We start from the raw sequence: 13,527 nt of genomic DNA on the forward strand, positions 1-13,527 counted from the left end.
GGTCAGCCCTTCTTCCGAGCGAACATCCCGCGCTTGGCGGGTGCGGCGGTGCCGAGGAATCGCTTGACGGCCAGGTCGCGGATGGCCACGCTGACCGCGTGCTGCGGCTGAGCCGCGGCCAGCGGCACACCGCGGTTGGCGGACAGCGGCACGTCGCGACTGCTGGGGATGAACCCGGTGATCGGCATCCGGATCACCTTCTCCACCTCGGCCATGGAGATGCCCACCTTGGAGTCGGCCCGGTTCAGCACGACGGTGCGGGCCTCGCGGCGGTAGTCCAGCAGCTCGAACATGTCGAGGGTGACTCGCAGGTTCTTCAGCGAGGGCAACTCCGGCGTGGCGACCAGTACGTAGTGGTGCGTGGCGTCGAGCGCGGCCAGCATCTGCTCGGTGAACGCGCTCGCCGTGTCGATGACGACGAAGTCGTACATGTCCCGGGCCAGGTGGATGATCTCGGTGATGAGGTCCCGGGTCACCTCCTCGGCGATTGCCGGCTGCACCGGGGCCAGCAGCACGTCCACCTCCGCGCCGCCATGCTGGTAGCGGGTGAGCAGGGTGCGCAGCCCGGTCTCGTCGATCCGGTCGGCCACCGGGATCGCGTCAGCGATCGTCCGCTGGGGTGTCAACTGCATCATGATCGCCACGTCGCCGAAGGCGAGATCGAGGTCGATGAGGCATACGCGGCGGGGCCCTGATGCCTTGGTGCCCTGCGCCAGGGTGATCGCCAGGTTGGTGGCGACGGTGCTCTTGCCGCACCCGCCCTTGGCCGCGAAAACGGTGATGACCTGGCTCTCGGCCGACTCACTCGGCACTGCCGCCGCAGGCGGGGCGGCCGGGGCCGCCGGGGGCGCCTGGGCCGGCACCGGGGCGCGGCCGGTGGGCCGGCTGAGCAACTGCCGGGACAGGTCCAGGGACCGGGCCGTCGCGGACAGCACCGCCGCATGATCTGAAGGATCGACCACTTCTCGCACACCCGCTTTCAGGGCATCGGCCAGCACGGCGACGTCGAGGGAGGAACGCAGCAGGACGACCCCGAGCTCGGGCCGCCGCAGTCGGCACTGGTCCGCGAAGGCGAACGCCTCCGCCAGCGGCGTGCTCGGCCCGAACAGGACCAGCTGCTCGGCGCGGTCGGAGTTGACCCTTTCCACCAGATCCGCAGCGGTCGGCACCGCCACCGCCTCGCCCAGCAGGAGGGTCAGCTGCTGGGCGAGGCCGTGCTCGTGCTCGTAGATGATCGTCATGAAGGGCTCTCAGCGCAGGATGGTGCGGTTGTCCACGGCGGTGCCGGGCTGCGTGCGGGTCTCCGACGAGTCGGTGAGCAGGGCCAGGTAGAGCTCCGCGATCCGCACCGAGTGGATCAGCTTCTCGGCCTGCTCCTGGGTGACCGCGACGGTCACCAGCAGGGTCACCTTGCCGGCCTCGGCCGGGGCGTCGTTGCGCTGCGCGGACGTGACACCGTCGTCGCCGTACGCACCGACGGCCAGCACCTCGACGCGGGGAAGCAGCAGCTTGGTGCCCTTGTTGTTCTCCCCGACGACCTTCTTGTAGGGCTCGTCCACCAGCGTGTACGTGCTGAAGACGGCGATCTGCGAACCCGGCCGGACGAAGCCGCCGACCTCCTCCTCGACCGCCATCTTCAGGCTGACGGCCATCATCTTCTCCGGCACCGCGATGCCGCCGGAGAGCGTGGTCGGCGCGCCGAACATGCCCTTGAGCAGCAACTGCCGGGGCTGGACGTCGTGCGTCAGCACCAGTTCGTCGAGCTCGGCGGGCAGGGCGGTCAGGCTGTCGGCAGGCAGGGCGCCGGCCGGCATCACGACTTCGTCGAACAGCTCGCGGGTCTTGATGGACGCGCCGCTGGTGCCGGCGGAGATGCGCTGCTTGGCCACCAGGACGGTCACCGCCGTCTGGCCCTCCGCCACCGAGCTGCGGGTCTTGCTGACGTAGAGGAGCACCGCGCCCGTCCCGATGACAGCCAGGACGATAGCGAGCACCACACCGAGAATGCGCCGGGTCATAGAGAGGTCCTTCGAGTTTCAGCCGATGGTCTTGATGACGGTCGCCCCGAGGTTCGGCGTGGATCCGAATTCGCCGTCCCACGGCACGAGAGCGTTGGTGAAGTAGCCGAAGATGCAGTCCTCGCCGTTGTCGCAGAGGGTGCTGGCGGCCCGGCCGGTCAGGGTGGAATCCGCACTGTGGAGTCCGTTGGGCAGGTTGCCCCAACCCGTGACCACGAAGGCGGCGAAGCCTTCGATGCGGTACGAGCCGGTGTTGCCGGTGCCGGTGTTCTGGTTGAAGATCGGGATCGAGACCGGCTGGCCACTTGCCCGCGCGTCGCGCAGCGCCTGCTCGCACGCGTGGGACACGTTCGCGCCGGGTTCGACCGTGTAGGAGCCGACTGCCGTCACGACGGTTCGGCAGAGACCCCGGTCCGGAGTGTCCGTCCAGCCGAAGCCGCCGGGCAGATCGCCACCGGACGGGCCCGCCTGGCAGGGATCGGCCGGTCCACCGCCGCCGTGGTTGCCGCCGCCGTTGCCGCCGCCGTTGTTACCCCCGCCGTTGCCGCCGCCGTTGTTTCCGCCGCCGTTTCCGGGGTCCTTGGTCTTCAGCACCACCTCGAACGACGCGGCCGGGACAGCCGGCGGAGCCGGTGCGTACCCGCCCGCGGTGCCTTCTGTCCACTCGCTCAGGCAGAAGGTCAGGGCGAGGCCGCCGCTCGGTGATCCCCAGCCGACCCGGGCGCACGCTTCCACCGTGCTGCCGGAGTATCCGCCGGCCAGCGTCTGGGCGAAGCTGGGAGGCAGGATGAAACTGCCGCTCGGCAGCCGCGTGCTCGTCCGGACCTCCACCCACGTGGCGTTCGCGGGCGGCTGCCCCAGGCAGTCCGTGAGATTGCCCTGCCCCCCGCCGGCACAGCCGGGCAGCCGGGGGTCGGTGCCGCAGACGTGGCGGACTCCGCTGGTGCCGTCACCGGCATTGTTGTTGGCATAGCCAGGTGCGGTGCCGGCCGCGGCACGGCATTCCCGATCACGGTCCGGGTCGTTCCGCTTCGCGCAGTCGAGCGCGACCGCCATGGCGGCGGCATCAGCCCCCGACTGGAGGTCCTCACGTTCGACGTAGAGCCTTCCCACGTCGACGACCAGGGCGGTCATGCCCAGCAGCACGCCGCCGGCCAGCAGGATGGTGACGATCGTCGCCGCGGCGCCCCTGTCCCGATCGGCGCCGGCGCGTGACTTCAGGAACGGCATGGCATGACTCCTGTCGCGCTCAACTGCACCGTGCCGGGGCTGGGGCCGCGGCCGAGCAGGGCTGCTATCGCGGAGATCGGCGTGACGAAATTGAAGCTGTGGTCGACGCGCACCGTGGCGTCGGTGCCTGGGACCGCATTGGCGCAAGGGGCGCTGCCGCCGGAGACGCTCACGGTCACCGGCGTGGTGCCGAGCACGGTGGCGACTCGGGCCCGCGCGGCGGTGCTGGTGTTCAGGATCGTCGCGGCCCGCGCGCCCTCGCGGGCCGCTTCAGTGATCTTGATTTGGGTGCTGAGCATCCGCCCGAAGTCGATGATGCCGAAGACGAGCAGCAGGAGGATCGGCAGTACCAGTGCCATCTCCACCGCGGCTGCGCCGCGATCGCGCCTTGTCATCGCTGCCTCGTAACTCTCCGCTGGAGGTGACAGCAGGACCGGCGGCGTGGCCGGCCCTGCTGCAGGGATTCAGATCGCGGCCGTGACGGCGTCGAAAGCCGCGTCGATGTCGACGCCGAGCGCCCGGACCGCGACGATGATGACCACCGCGATCAGGGAGACGATCAGGGCGTATTCGACGGCGGTGGCGCCACGGTCCCGGTTGGCCACAACGGTCTGGGCCTTGGTGATGAGCTTGCGCATGTGCGAGTGCACCCCCAGCTACGGCCGATCCGCATCCAGGCGGGCCGGTCCACGACGGATGCCGGCCTATTTGGCCGACGACTGGGAGCCTGCCCACTGAGCTACGGGCCGTCACTCAGTTGTCACGTCATGCTCACGGCGCGATCAAGATGGCCTCGGTTGGCGTTCAGTTGAACACTCAACGTGATCGTGGGCCCGACATCCGCCCGGAGGCGACGTACCCCACGTGACACGGGTCGGATGATCGGGCGAGGCGATAGGGCTTCGAAAAGGAGCGAAAGGGACACGCTGCGGCACTGCCGGGACCGCACCTGACAACCGCCGCCATGGGCCCCGCCGCGGAGTCGGGTTGCCGACACCACGGGCCGCGGTTCGTTCGTCCGGGTGAGACGGATGCCTGTTCAGGCCGCCGGGGGCAGCATCGGGCCGATCGCCACGACGGTCAACAGGGCAGCGGCGAGAATCGAAGGTCCCATCGGGAGCGAGCCGCGCCAGCTGATCCGGCGCAGCACCAGCAGCACCACGGCGACGGCTCCGTTCAGCAGCAGCGCCAGCAGGCCGCCGAGCAGCACCGGGCCCCAGCCGTACCAGCCGAGCAGCAGGCCCAGCACACCGGCGACCTTGGCGTCGCCGAGTCCGATCTGGCCGCCGGTCAGCAGTGCCATCAGGCCGAACACGGCCAGCAGGGCGGCACCGCCGCCGAGGGCGCGGCCATACGCCGCCCAGCTGCCGCCGGTCGCGGCGGCGAGCGCCAGCAGTCCGGCGACGGCCACGGCCAGCCGCCACACGATGGGGTCGGGCAGCCGCTGCACGGCGAGGTCGATCGCGGCCAGCAGCACGCCCACGACACTCAGCAGGACGCCGGCGACCAGCACCCAGCCCTGCCCGGCGAGGCTGGTCGCGGTCAGCCCGGCCGCGAGCGCCCCCACCGGCACGGTCCACCACAGGCTCGGTCCCTGGCGTACGCCGCAGGAGGCGCACCGGGCCGCGAACCGCCACCACCCGGCGGTGCCGGCGGCGAACGGCGCGCCGCACTCGGCGCATCCGGCCAGCGCCGGCTCGCCCCAGGTCACCGACAGCCGGTATGCCGTGCGCGGCGTGAGCGCGCCGAACAGTGCCCCCACGGCTAATGACAACATCGTGACGGAGGAGTCGACGGCCATGTCGCGCACGGTACCTTGGCACGCACCCCGATCTCGTCCCCGCGGAGCACCGCTTTGCACACCCCTGACCGATACCCGTCCGAGCCCTTGGCGCAGCCGACCGAGCTGCTGCCGATCGTGCAGCCACCACCCCGGCCGCGCATGGGCGGCCGAGGCCCCGCGATCATCGGCATCGCGCTGCTGGCGGCATCGCTGCTGATCTTCCTTGGTGTGCTCGTCGCACTGAAGATCATCCCGAACCCGTTCGGCGCCGAGGCCCCGCCGATCCCCGTCACCACCGCGACCCCCTCCGGGCCGCCGCGCACGGCGCGGTTCGCCCAGCCGGGTGACTGCGTGGCCAATCAGGGCACGGAGAAGGATCCGGACCTGGTCCTGGCCGAATGCTCGCCCGGCGCGCTGGAAGTGCTGGCGCGGTTCGACGCGACGAGTGACACGGGCGAGTGCGCCGCCGTGAAGGACTACCGCTACCACTACTTCTTCGACAGCGAGTTGGAGGGTTTGGATTTCGTCCTATGCATGGGCGAACGTCCTTGATAATGGCGGTATGAGACCAGTACGAGGGGTCGCGCGCGCTCTGCTCGGTGGACTGTTCATCGCTGCTGGGGCGCAGGCGCTGCTGAAGCCCGACCGGTACGCCGTGAAGGCGGAGCCCCTCGCGGAGCAGGTCGTGCCGCTGCTGGAGGCGGTCGACCCGCGGCTGCCCACGGAGACCAAGACCCTGGTCCGGGTCAACGCCGGAGTCCAGGTCGTGGCCGGCGCGATGCTGGCCACCGGCACCGCCCCCCGGCCCGCCGCGGCCCTGCTGGCCGGCACTCTCATCCCCGCCACGCTGGTGGGCCACCCGTTCTGGCGCATCGAGAACCCCGAGGCGCGCAACAACGAGATGGTGCATTTCGCCAAGAATCTCGGCCTGCTGGCCGGCCTGCTCCTGGCTGCCGTCGACACGGCCGGGTCGCCCAGCCTCGGCTGGCGGGGCCGCAAGGCGGTGCACGACGCGCAGAAGTCCGCCCACAAGTCGCTGCGCAAGGCGCAGCAGAAGGCGTCGACTCAGTTACATCTCGGCTGATGCGGGTATCCGACCGGAGAGGTGCCCGGACATCGGCGTTTCTTCGTTCCCGTGTGTGCCGTTGCGCCATACGAAGGTGCGTTTTCGCAGCCAGAGGTGATGATGTGACGCCAATCACCTTAACTTCGCAGGCGGCGTTAACCAGCTAGAAATGTCGCAAAGTCGTGTGGGATCGGACACGGTCGGGTAACACGGGAGGTACTGGAGTGGTGCGCCGTTCTAGGCTGCTCAGCAGACACGAACGGCCCGGCTCCGGATCGTCGCTGCGCGACGATGCCGAGACCCGACCCCTTGAAGGAGGTGGCGACGCCATGCCGGCACGCGGCGTGCGCAGTCTGCCCCGCCTCGCCAGGAGCCCCCGATTCATCCGTGACTGGAGATCCCCGCAGTGGGATCGTCGCACGCTCGTCCGGGTCGGCATCGTCGCCGCCATCTGCTACGCCGCCTGGGTGACGGAGCAGAACTTCGGACGGTGGTACGACTTCTTCGACATGAAGATCTATCACGGCGCGGTGGTCTGGTGGAGCGGCGGCGGCGAGCTGTACGAGTTCATCGCGCCCGACACGACGCTCGGGTTCACCTACCCACCCTTCGCGGCGCTGCTGATGCTGCCCATGGCGGCGCTGACACCATCCGCCGCGGGACTGTTCAACATGGTCTTCGGCCTGGTCGCGCTGGGTATGGTGCTCGCCGCGCTGCTGATCCCGGTCGCCGACCGGTGCGGCTGGCCGCGCTGGATGACCGTCGCGGTCGCGCTGCCGCTGTTCGCCGCCATCGAGCCGGTGCGCGAGACGCTCGGCTTCGGACAGGTGAACCTGCTGCTGTTCGCGCTGATCATGGCGGACCTGGTGGCGCTCCGCCGCGGTTGGCGCTGGGCCGGCGTCGGCGTCGGCATCGCCATGGCGATCAAGCTGACGCCCGCGCTGTTCATCGTGTACTTCCTGGTCAGCAAGCAGTGGCGGGCCGCGCTCACGGCCACGCTGTCCGGCCTGGCCGCCACCGCCGCCGCCTGGGTCGCCGTCCCGCACGAGTCCGCCCTGTACTGGGGGAGCGTGATCTTCCAGACGGAGCGGGTCGGCGTCGCGGACATGACGCCCAACCAGTCCCTGGCCGGGCTGCTGTCGCGGCTGTACGACACCGCGACCGCGCCCAGCCCGCTCTGGATCGCGTTCGCGCTGGTGCTGCTCGCGGTCGGGTTGACCCGTGCCGCCGCGGCCCATGCCGAGGGCGACGAGCTGATCGCGTTCACCCTGGTCGGCCTGACCGCGAATGTGGTCAGCCCGATCTCCTGGACGCACCACCTGGTCTGGGTCGTGCCGGCCGTCATCGCGCTCGCCGACCAGGCGCTGCGCCGCCGGGCGGCAGGTCGCGGGCTCGCGGCGCGCGGACGGTCCACCCCGGGCCTGCGGGAGCCGATCTGGTTCCCGGCGCTGGTCGGCGCGCGGCACGCGGGTGCGGCGATAGCCCTCTACCTGCTGTTCCTGATCTCGCCGATCTGGCCGTACGAGCACCAGCTCCCGGCGGTGTCGCACTACGCCGACGGCCTGTTCGGCATGCTGGCCGAGAACTCGCTCGCCATCGCGCTCATCGTGCTGGTCGCGGCCCTGCCGTCGCGGCCCGGCGCCGAGCCGGCGTTCGGCGGTGCCGCCCCGCTGCGGGTGCCCGTCGCCCGCCCGGCCGTCGTCCCGGCTCGCCGCGGCGAACCGGCCTCGGCCACCGCGGGTGCGCCGACCGATCACTGACGCAGTTCCAGGCAAGCCGCCGCCTCCAAGCACCACGGAGGCGGCGGCTTGCCTTTTCTGCAGCCTGTCTCGGCCCCGGTAACGCGTGGGGGCGCGCCGTCACGGGCAGTTGACCCACTCGTCGGTGCCGTCGGTGAAGGTCTGGTGCTTCCAGATGGGCAGGCGCTGCTTGACCAGGTCGACCAGCCGCGCGCAGGCGGTGAAGGCGGCCGCGCGGTGCGCGGTGGAGACGGCGGCGGCGAGCGCGACGTCACCGATCCTCAGCGGGCCGTACCGGTGGGACACCGCCACCGCGTAGACGTCGGGGTCGTCGGCCAGTTCCTGGGCCACCTCGCGCAGCACCTCGGCCGCGCTGGGGTGCGACTCGTAGGTGAGCGTGTCCACCGACCGGCCGTGATCGTGGTCGCGGACCACGCCCGCGAAGCTGACCACCGCCCCGGCCCGCGCGTCGGCCACCGCGGCCTCGTGCGCGGCCACGTCCAGCGGCTCGGTGGTGAGCTCGGCCAGCACGACCCGGTTCACGGGACCTCCACCAGTTCGACGGCGTCGCCGGCGCGGCCGGTGGCGCCGGGCGGGATGACGGCGAACCCGCGCGCGCCGGCCAGGCCGCGCAGCATCGCCGAGCCCACATGGGACACCGGCCGGGCGAGCCCGTCGACGGGGTCGATCCGGACCAGCGCGAGATGGGTGTAGTCGCCGCGGCCGGGCACCGGCTCGCCGAGGGTGACCCGCGGCAGCGCCGGCTCGGGCCGGCCGGCCAGGCCCGCCAGCAGCGGGACGACCAGCGACACCAGGGCCACCACGGCCGACTGCGGGTTGCCGGGCAGCCCGGCGACGAAGCGGGTCCGCCCGCCGTGCGGCACCGCGGCGACCAGCATCGGGAAGCCGGGGCGCACCGCCACCGTGTTGACTACATATGACGCGCCCAGCTCGGCCAGGGCCGGGTGCAGGTGGTCGACGGGGCCGTGCATGGTGCCGCCGGTGGTGCAGACCAGGTCGACGCCGCTCTCCAGCGCCGACCGCACCGCGGCGACGTGCGCGTCCAGGGTGTCCTTGATCGGTGCCGCGGCGGGCTCGCAGGCCACCCCTAGCCGTCGCAGGTAGGCGGGGATGGACGGGCCCAGCGCGTCGCGGATGCGGCCGTCGGCGGGCGGCCCGGCGGTCAGCAGCTCATCGCCGAAGACCAGCATCGCCGCCCGGGGCGCGGGACGCACCGGCAGCGTGTCGTGGCCACAGGACGCGGCCAGCCCGATCACCGCCGGGGTGACCGGCGTGCCGGCGGGCAGCAGCGGCTCACCGGCCCGGGCCTCCTCGCCCGGCACCCGCCACTCCTGCTCGCTCTTCGGCGTGCCGTCGACCAGGTCACCGCTGCGGGTGGAGTGCTCGACCCGCAGGATCGCCTCCGTGCCCTCGGGCACCATGGCCCCCGTGGCGATCTCGACGGCGACGCCGTCGCCGGACAGCGGCGCGGGCACACTGCCGGCCAGCACCCGGCCGGTGACTCGCCACGGGCCGCGGCCGCGCAGTGCCCAGCCGTCGACGCTCGACGTGGGGAAGGCGGGCAGGTCGCTGCGCGGCGCCAGGGCGGTGGCCAGGGTCAGCCCGTCGGCCTCGGCCAGCGGCACGGTGACCGGTGCGAGCTGTGCCCGCCAGCCCGCGGCGTGCACCGCGCGGCGGGCCGAGACCCAGTCCTCAGGAGCGGTCATGCTCCCTCCCCGCTTCGCTCATCGTCCATTTGACCTGGCCCTACTCGCTCGCTCGCCGGATGACCCGGATCGAACCGGACACGCTCGCCCATCTCCTTGACCCTAGCCCTGCGCACCGGGGCCGGCCGACGCCGGATGGTCCGCGCCGCGCAGCTGTTCCACGGCGTGCGGCAGCACCTGCGCCAGCACGGCGACGCCGTCGCGCACCCCGCCGGTCGAGCCGGGCAGGTTGACCACGAGGGTCCGCCCGGCCACCCCGGTGACGCCGCGCGACAGGGCCGCCAGCGGGGTCGCGCCGCTGCCGCGCACCGCGTCGGCGATGCCGGGCACCTCGTAGTCGATGAGGTCCCGGGTGATGTCGGGCGTGCGGTCGGTCGGGCTGATGCCGGTGCCGCCCGTGGTGACGACGGCGTCGGGCCGTTCGGCCAGGGCGGCCCGCAGCGCCTCGCGCACCGGCTCGCCGTCGGGCACCACCACGACCTCACCCACCTCGCAGCCGAACGCGCGCAGGCCGTCCGCGAGCAGCGGGCCGCCCCGGTCCTCGTACACCCCGGTCGCCGCCCGGGTCGAGGCGACGATGACCCTGACCTTGGGCGCACCGGTGTTTGACGCGGGAGCCGCAGGGGAAACCGCGGGCATGGCTCCGCGCTCCCAGAGGCCGGTCTTGCCGCCCTCCTTGCGCAGCACCCGCACGGCGTCGATCGACGCCGCGGGATCCACCGCTTTGATCATGTCAATGAGCGCCAGCCCGGCCGCGGCGACGCTGGTCAGAGCCTCCATCTCGACACCGGTACGGTCAGCGGTGCGGACGGTCGCCTGGATGTCGACACCGTCGTCAGTGACGGTGAGATCCACGGTGACGCCGTGGATGGCAATGGGATGGCAGAGCGGGATGAGATCGGGAGTGCGCTTGGCGGCCATGATGCCGGCGAGCCGGGCCACGCCGAGTGCGTCGCCCTTCGGCACGCCCTGCCCGCGCAGCAGATCGAGCACGTCACGCGTGGTGACCACGCGCCCCGCCGCGACGGCGACACGCAGCGTGATCTCTTTGCCCGCGACGTCGACCATGCGGGCCTCCCCGCGGGCGTCCACATGAGTCAGTTGAGGTGAGGAGGGAGCTGTTCCTTCTGTCACGACATGAGCCTAGTTGCTTCACGGGCGAACACTGGAAGTGAACACAGTGCGTAGGCGACTCACCACTATTCGTGATAAATCGCCTTAGTTATTTGAAATGTGAACCCACTACTAGAAATCGACCGTGCAGAAACTACGCTCTGCATCAGGACTTGGCAAGCGCGGGGAAGTTTCTGAAGGAGGCACAGATGCGTACCACCGAGTGGATCTGAAAATCGCATAGGCTGTCGGCACTCACGACCATCTGTCTCTGACGGAAGAGGTCCGATGTGACCGGCCAGACAGCATCCTCGCAGCAGACCGACCAGCAGCTACGCCTGCTCGTCGGTCTCGTTGCGTGTGTGGCGGGCCTCACGCTCGTGACGGCCGTCGTCGTCGCGACGCGGATGCCGGTCACCTTCGACCTCGTCATGCGGGCCAGCGCCTTGGCCGTGCTGGTGGTCCTCGCCTCGCTGGCGCAGGTGTACGTTCGCATCCGCTCCACCCATCAGGCCGTGCATTGGGCCGACGCCGCCCTGCTGATCGCGGCCGTGCTGTTGCCCGCACCGTGGGCCGTGATCTGCGCCGCGGTGGGCACCGCAGCCGAAAAGGCGGTCACCCGGCTGACGCCGATCAAGTCGGTGTTCGCGGTGGCGAAACAGACCATCACCTGCGGCCTCGCCGCGCTCATCCTGACCACCGGCGACGGCATGGCCGAGAACCCGCTGGCGCATCTCGACCTGCTGGCGCTGGCCTACGCCGCGGTCTTCCTGGCCGACGAACTCCTGGTCATCCCGGTCATCGCGATCGCCACCCGCACCAGCGCACGAGACCGTTTCCTGGCCGACCTCGACCTCCGGCTGGGCGCGGGCATCGTGCGCTTCGCCGTCGCCGTGCTGGCGCTGGCAGTGCTGGCGCGCGAACCGCAGCTGCTCATCGCCATCCCTGCGATCGTGCTCAGCCTGCAGCTGACCTACCGCGGCAAGCTCCGGGCCCGGGCCGAGCGCATGGCCTGGCAGCAGCTCGCCGAGGCGACCGACGCCATGAACGTGGTGCAGATGGAGACCGTGCTGCACAACGCGGTCCGCAACGGCGCCCGCCTGTTCGCCGCCGACCGGGTCGAGGTCGAGGTGTGGCTCGACGGGGCGCAACAGCTGGTTCGCGGCACCCACAGCGCCATCACCTACCAGGGCCCGATCGACCAGGGCGCGATCGATCCGAAGACCACGGCTGTCGTGTCGCTGGTCGGGGACAACGACGGCGAGAACGTCGGCGAGCTGCGGCTGTGCTTCCTGTCGCCGGTGGCGCTCTCCGAGCGGGAGCAGTTCACGCTGCGGGCGTTCGCCGGCGCGCTGTGCACCGCGATCCGCAACGCCACCTCGTACGCCCAGCTTGAGCACCTGGCCGGGCAGCACCAGCACGACGCCACCCACGACCTGCTCACCGGGCTGCCCAACCGGCGGCGGCTGCAACTGGAGACCGAGGACGCCCTCGACCGGCGGCGCGGCGGGCGCGGGGTGACCGCGTTGGTGGTGCTGGACCTCAACCATTTCAAGGACGTCAACGACGCTCTCGGCCACGCCGCGGGCGACCAGGTGCTGATCGCCGTGGCGCAGCGGCTGTCCGCGGCCGCGGGCCAGGAGGCGCTGGTCACCCGGCTCGGCGGCGACGAGTTCGCAGTGCTGCTGCGGAACCTGCCCGCCCCCGCGCTCGCCCTCTACCAGGCCGAGCACCTGCTCTCCACGCTGCACGAACCGGTCGACGTCGACGGCATGCCGCTGGTCGTGTCGGCCAGCGCCGGGGTGGCCACCGGGCCCAGCGAGAGCGGCTTCGTGGAGCTGCTGCGCCGCGCCGACATCGCGATGTATCAGGCCAAGCGCACCGGGCGCTCGGTCGCCGCGTACGCCCCGGACAACGACACCGCCGACCGGGCCCGGCTCGTCGTCGGCGGCATGCTGCCGCGGGCGGTGGCGGAGAAGGAGTTCATCCTCCAGTTCCAGCCCATCGTCGACCTGGCCAGCGGTGAGCCGATCAGCGCCGAGGCGCTGGCCCGCTGGCAGCACCCGGACAAGGGCATGGTCGACCCGCGCAGCTTCCTCGGCTCCATCGAGCGGTCGGGCCTGCTCACCGCGTTCACCGACGCCGTGCTCGACCAGGCCCTGGCGGGCGCGGCGCGCTGGCGCGAGCTGGGCTGCCGGTGGCCGGTCGCGGTGAACATCTCACCCCGCAGCCTGCTCGACCGCCGGCTGCCCGCGCTGGTCACCCGGCGGCTGGACGACCACGGCCTGCCCGGCGACGCGCTGGTGCTGGAGCTGACCGAGTCGCACACCGTCAGCCAGCTGGACATCGTGGACAAGGTGCTGGCCGAGCTGGCCGAGCTGGGCTGCATGATCGCGCTGGACGACTTCGGCACCGGATACTCCTCGCTGTCCGTGCTGTCCCGGGTGCCCGCGAAGGAGCTGAAGATCGACCGCTCGTTCGTGACGCAGATGGAGAACACCCCCAGCGCCGCCGCCGTGGTCCGCTCGCACCTGGAACTCGGTCGCCACCTCGACCTGCTGGTGGTCGCCGAGGGCGTGGAGCGTGACAGCCAGCGGCGCATGCTCTGGGACCTGGGCTGCACCGCCGGGCAGGGGCACCTGTTCGCCAAGCCGATGCCGATCGAAGAGGTCGTCGCCCTGATCAGCGCCGACGACGGCCCGGTCCGGCTGGCCGAACCGCTGCACGACCCGGCCGCGGTGGTGCGGATGCCGGCCAAGCGCACGCCCGGCCGGACCGCCCGGTCCTCCGGCACCACCGGCACGACCGGCGGCGAGCGGGTGTAAGACTCGTCCGCATGAGCGAGCGGATC

At 71.5% G+C, this 13,527-nt stretch carries 13 protein-coding genes; 4 read left to right on the forward strand and 9 right to left on the reverse strand.

Annotated elements, in window-relative coordinates:
• Positions 1–2: 2 nt before the first annotated feature.
• From HAV39_RS07740 to HAV39_RS07765, 6 genes are all read right to left on the reverse strand, one after another.
• Entirely contained in the window at positions 3–1,241 is a 1,239-nt protein-coding gene (locus HAV39_RS07740) for a CpaE/TadZ family protein (RefSeq protein WP_191838499.1), read from the reverse strand.
• 9 nt (positions 1,242–1,250) lie between these two features.
• Complete coding sequence (gene cpaB / locus HAV39_RS07745; RefSeq protein ID WP_191838500.1) at positions 1,251–2,018, reverse strand: Flp pilus assembly protein CpaB; 768 nt, start codon at positions 2,016–2,018, stop codon at positions 1,251–1,253.
• 18 nt (positions 2,019–2,036) lie between these two features.
• Positions 2,037–3,248 carry a pilus assembly protein TadG-related protein gene (locus HAV39_RS07750; RefSeq protein WP_191838501.1) on the reverse strand — a complete coding sequence of 404 codons (1,212 nt, stop codon included), beginning with the start codon at positions 3,246–3,248 and terminating at the stop codon, positions 2,037–2,039.
• Positions 3,236–3,643 (reverse strand): TadE/TadG family type IV pilus assembly protein, encoded by a 408-nt coding sequence (locus HAV39_RS07755; RefSeq protein ID WP_191838502.1) that lies wholly within the window; start codon positions 3,641–3,643, stop codon positions 3,236–3,238. Before HAV39_RS07755 ends, HAV39_RS07750 begins: the two co-directional genes overlap by 13 nt.
• Positions 3,644–3,712: 69 nt before the next feature.
• Entirely contained in the window at positions 3,713–3,886 is a 174-nt protein-coding gene (locus HAV39_RS07760) for a Flp family type IVb pilin (RefSeq protein WP_120317664.1), read from the reverse strand.
• A 401-nt stretch (positions 3,887–4,287) separates the two neighbouring features.
• Entirely contained in the window at positions 4,288–5,010 is a 723-nt protein-coding gene (locus HAV39_RS07765; RefSeq protein WP_191838503.1) for a prepilin peptidase, read from the reverse strand.
• Between the two features lie 126 nt (positions 5,011–5,136).
• On the opposite strand from HAV39_RS07765, the gene HAV39_RS07770 reads away from it, so the two are divergent.
• The 3 genes from HAV39_RS07770 to HAV39_RS07780 all read left to right on the forward strand — a co-directional run bounded on the left by HAV39_RS07770 (position 5,137) and on the right by HAV39_RS07780 (position 7,857).
• A complete protein-coding gene (locus HAV39_RS07770) occupies positions 5,137–5,583 on the forward strand; it encodes an LppU/SCO3897 family protein (protein ID WP_191838504.1) in 447 nt (148 codons plus the stop codon).
• Positions 5,584–5,593: 10 nt separating this feature from the next.
• Positions 5,594–6,115, forward strand: coding sequence for a DoxX family membrane protein (locus HAV39_RS07775; RefSeq protein ID WP_191838505.1), 522 nt, complete (start codon positions 5,594–5,596; stop codon positions 6,113–6,115).
• 311 nt (positions 6,116–6,426) lie between these two features.
• Positions 6,427–7,857 carry a glycosyltransferase 87 family protein gene (locus HAV39_RS07780; RefSeq protein WP_191838506.1) on the forward strand — a complete coding sequence of 477 codons (1,431 nt, stop codon included), beginning with the start codon at positions 6,427–6,429 and terminating at the stop codon, positions 7,855–7,857.
• A gap of 99 nt (positions 7,858–7,956) precedes the next feature.
• On the opposite strand, the gene HAV39_RS07785 is transcribed toward HAV39_RS07780, so the two are convergent.
• The 3 genes from HAV39_RS07785 to moaCB form a co-directional block, all read right to left on the reverse strand.
• On the reverse strand, positions 7,957–8,379 hold the full coding sequence (locus HAV39_RS07785; RefSeq protein ID WP_191838507.1) for a molybdenum cofactor biosynthesis protein MoaE: 423 nt from the start codon (positions 8,377–8,379) through the stop codon (positions 7,957–7,959).
• Positions 8,376–9,563: a molybdopterin molybdotransferase MoeA gene (locus HAV39_RS07790; protein ID WP_191838508.1), complete on the reverse strand. Its 1,188-nt coding sequence runs from the start codon at positions 9,561–9,563 to the stop codon at positions 8,376–8,378. The genes HAV39_RS07785 and HAV39_RS07790 overlap by 4 nt, the downstream gene beginning before the upstream one ends.
• A 102-nt stretch (positions 9,564–9,665) precedes the next feature.
• A complete protein-coding gene (gene moaCB, locus HAV39_RS07795; RefSeq protein WP_275413917.1) occupies positions 9,666–10,664 on the reverse strand; it encodes a bifunctional molybdenum cofactor biosynthesis protein MoaC/MoaB in 999 nt (332 codons plus the stop codon).
• 302 nt (positions 10,665–10,966) lie between these two features.
• Here moaCB and HAV39_RS07800 point away from each other — a divergent pair, with 302 nt between their 5' ends.
• Positions 10,967–13,501, forward strand: coding sequence for a putative bifunctional diguanylate cyclase/phosphodiesterase (locus tag HAV39_RS07800; RefSeq protein ID WP_239120453.1), 2,535 nt, complete (start codon positions 10,967–10,969; stop codon positions 13,499–13,501).
• The last annotated feature ends 26 nt before the right edge of the window (positions 13,502–13,527 follow it).

This window comes from Catellatospora chokoriensis, assembly GCF_011297315.1.
GTDB lineage: Bacteria > Actinomycetota > Actinomycetes > Mycobacteriales > Micromonosporaceae > Catellatospora > Catellatospora citrea.

Coding starts and splice junctions, on each gene's coding strand:
- HAV39_RS07790 (WP_191838508.1), bottom strand. CDS start 9,563: ATGACCGCTCCTGAGGACTGGGTCTCGGCCCGCCGCGCGGTGCACGCC.
- cpaB (WP_191838500.1), bottom strand. CDS start 2,018: ATGACCCGGCGCATTCTCGGTGTGGTGCTCGCTATCGTCCTGGCTGTC.
- HAV39_RS07750 (WP_191838501.1), bottom strand. CDS start 3,248: ATGCCGTTCCTGAAGTCACGCGCCGGCGCCGATCGGGACAGGGGCGCC.
- HAV39_RS07780 (WP_191838506.1), top strand. CDS start 6,427: ATGCCGGCACGCGGCGTGCGCAGTCTGCCCCGCCTCGCCAGGAGCCCC.
- HAV39_RS07740 (WP_191838499.1), bottom strand. CDS start 1,241: ATGACGATCATCTACGAGCACGAGCACGGCCTCGCCCAGCAGCTGACC.
- HAV39_RS07755 (WP_191838502.1), bottom strand. CDS start 3,643: ATGACAAGGCGCGATCGCGGCGCAGCCGCGGTGGAGATGGCACTGGTA.
- HAV39_RS07760 (WP_120317664.1), bottom strand. CDS start 3,886: ATGCGCAAGCTCATCACCAAGGCCCAGACCGTTGTGGCCAACCGGGAC.
- HAV39_RS07775 (WP_191838505.1), top strand. CDS start 5,594: ATGAGACCAGTACGAGGGGTCGCGCGCGCTCTGCTCGGTGGACTGTTC.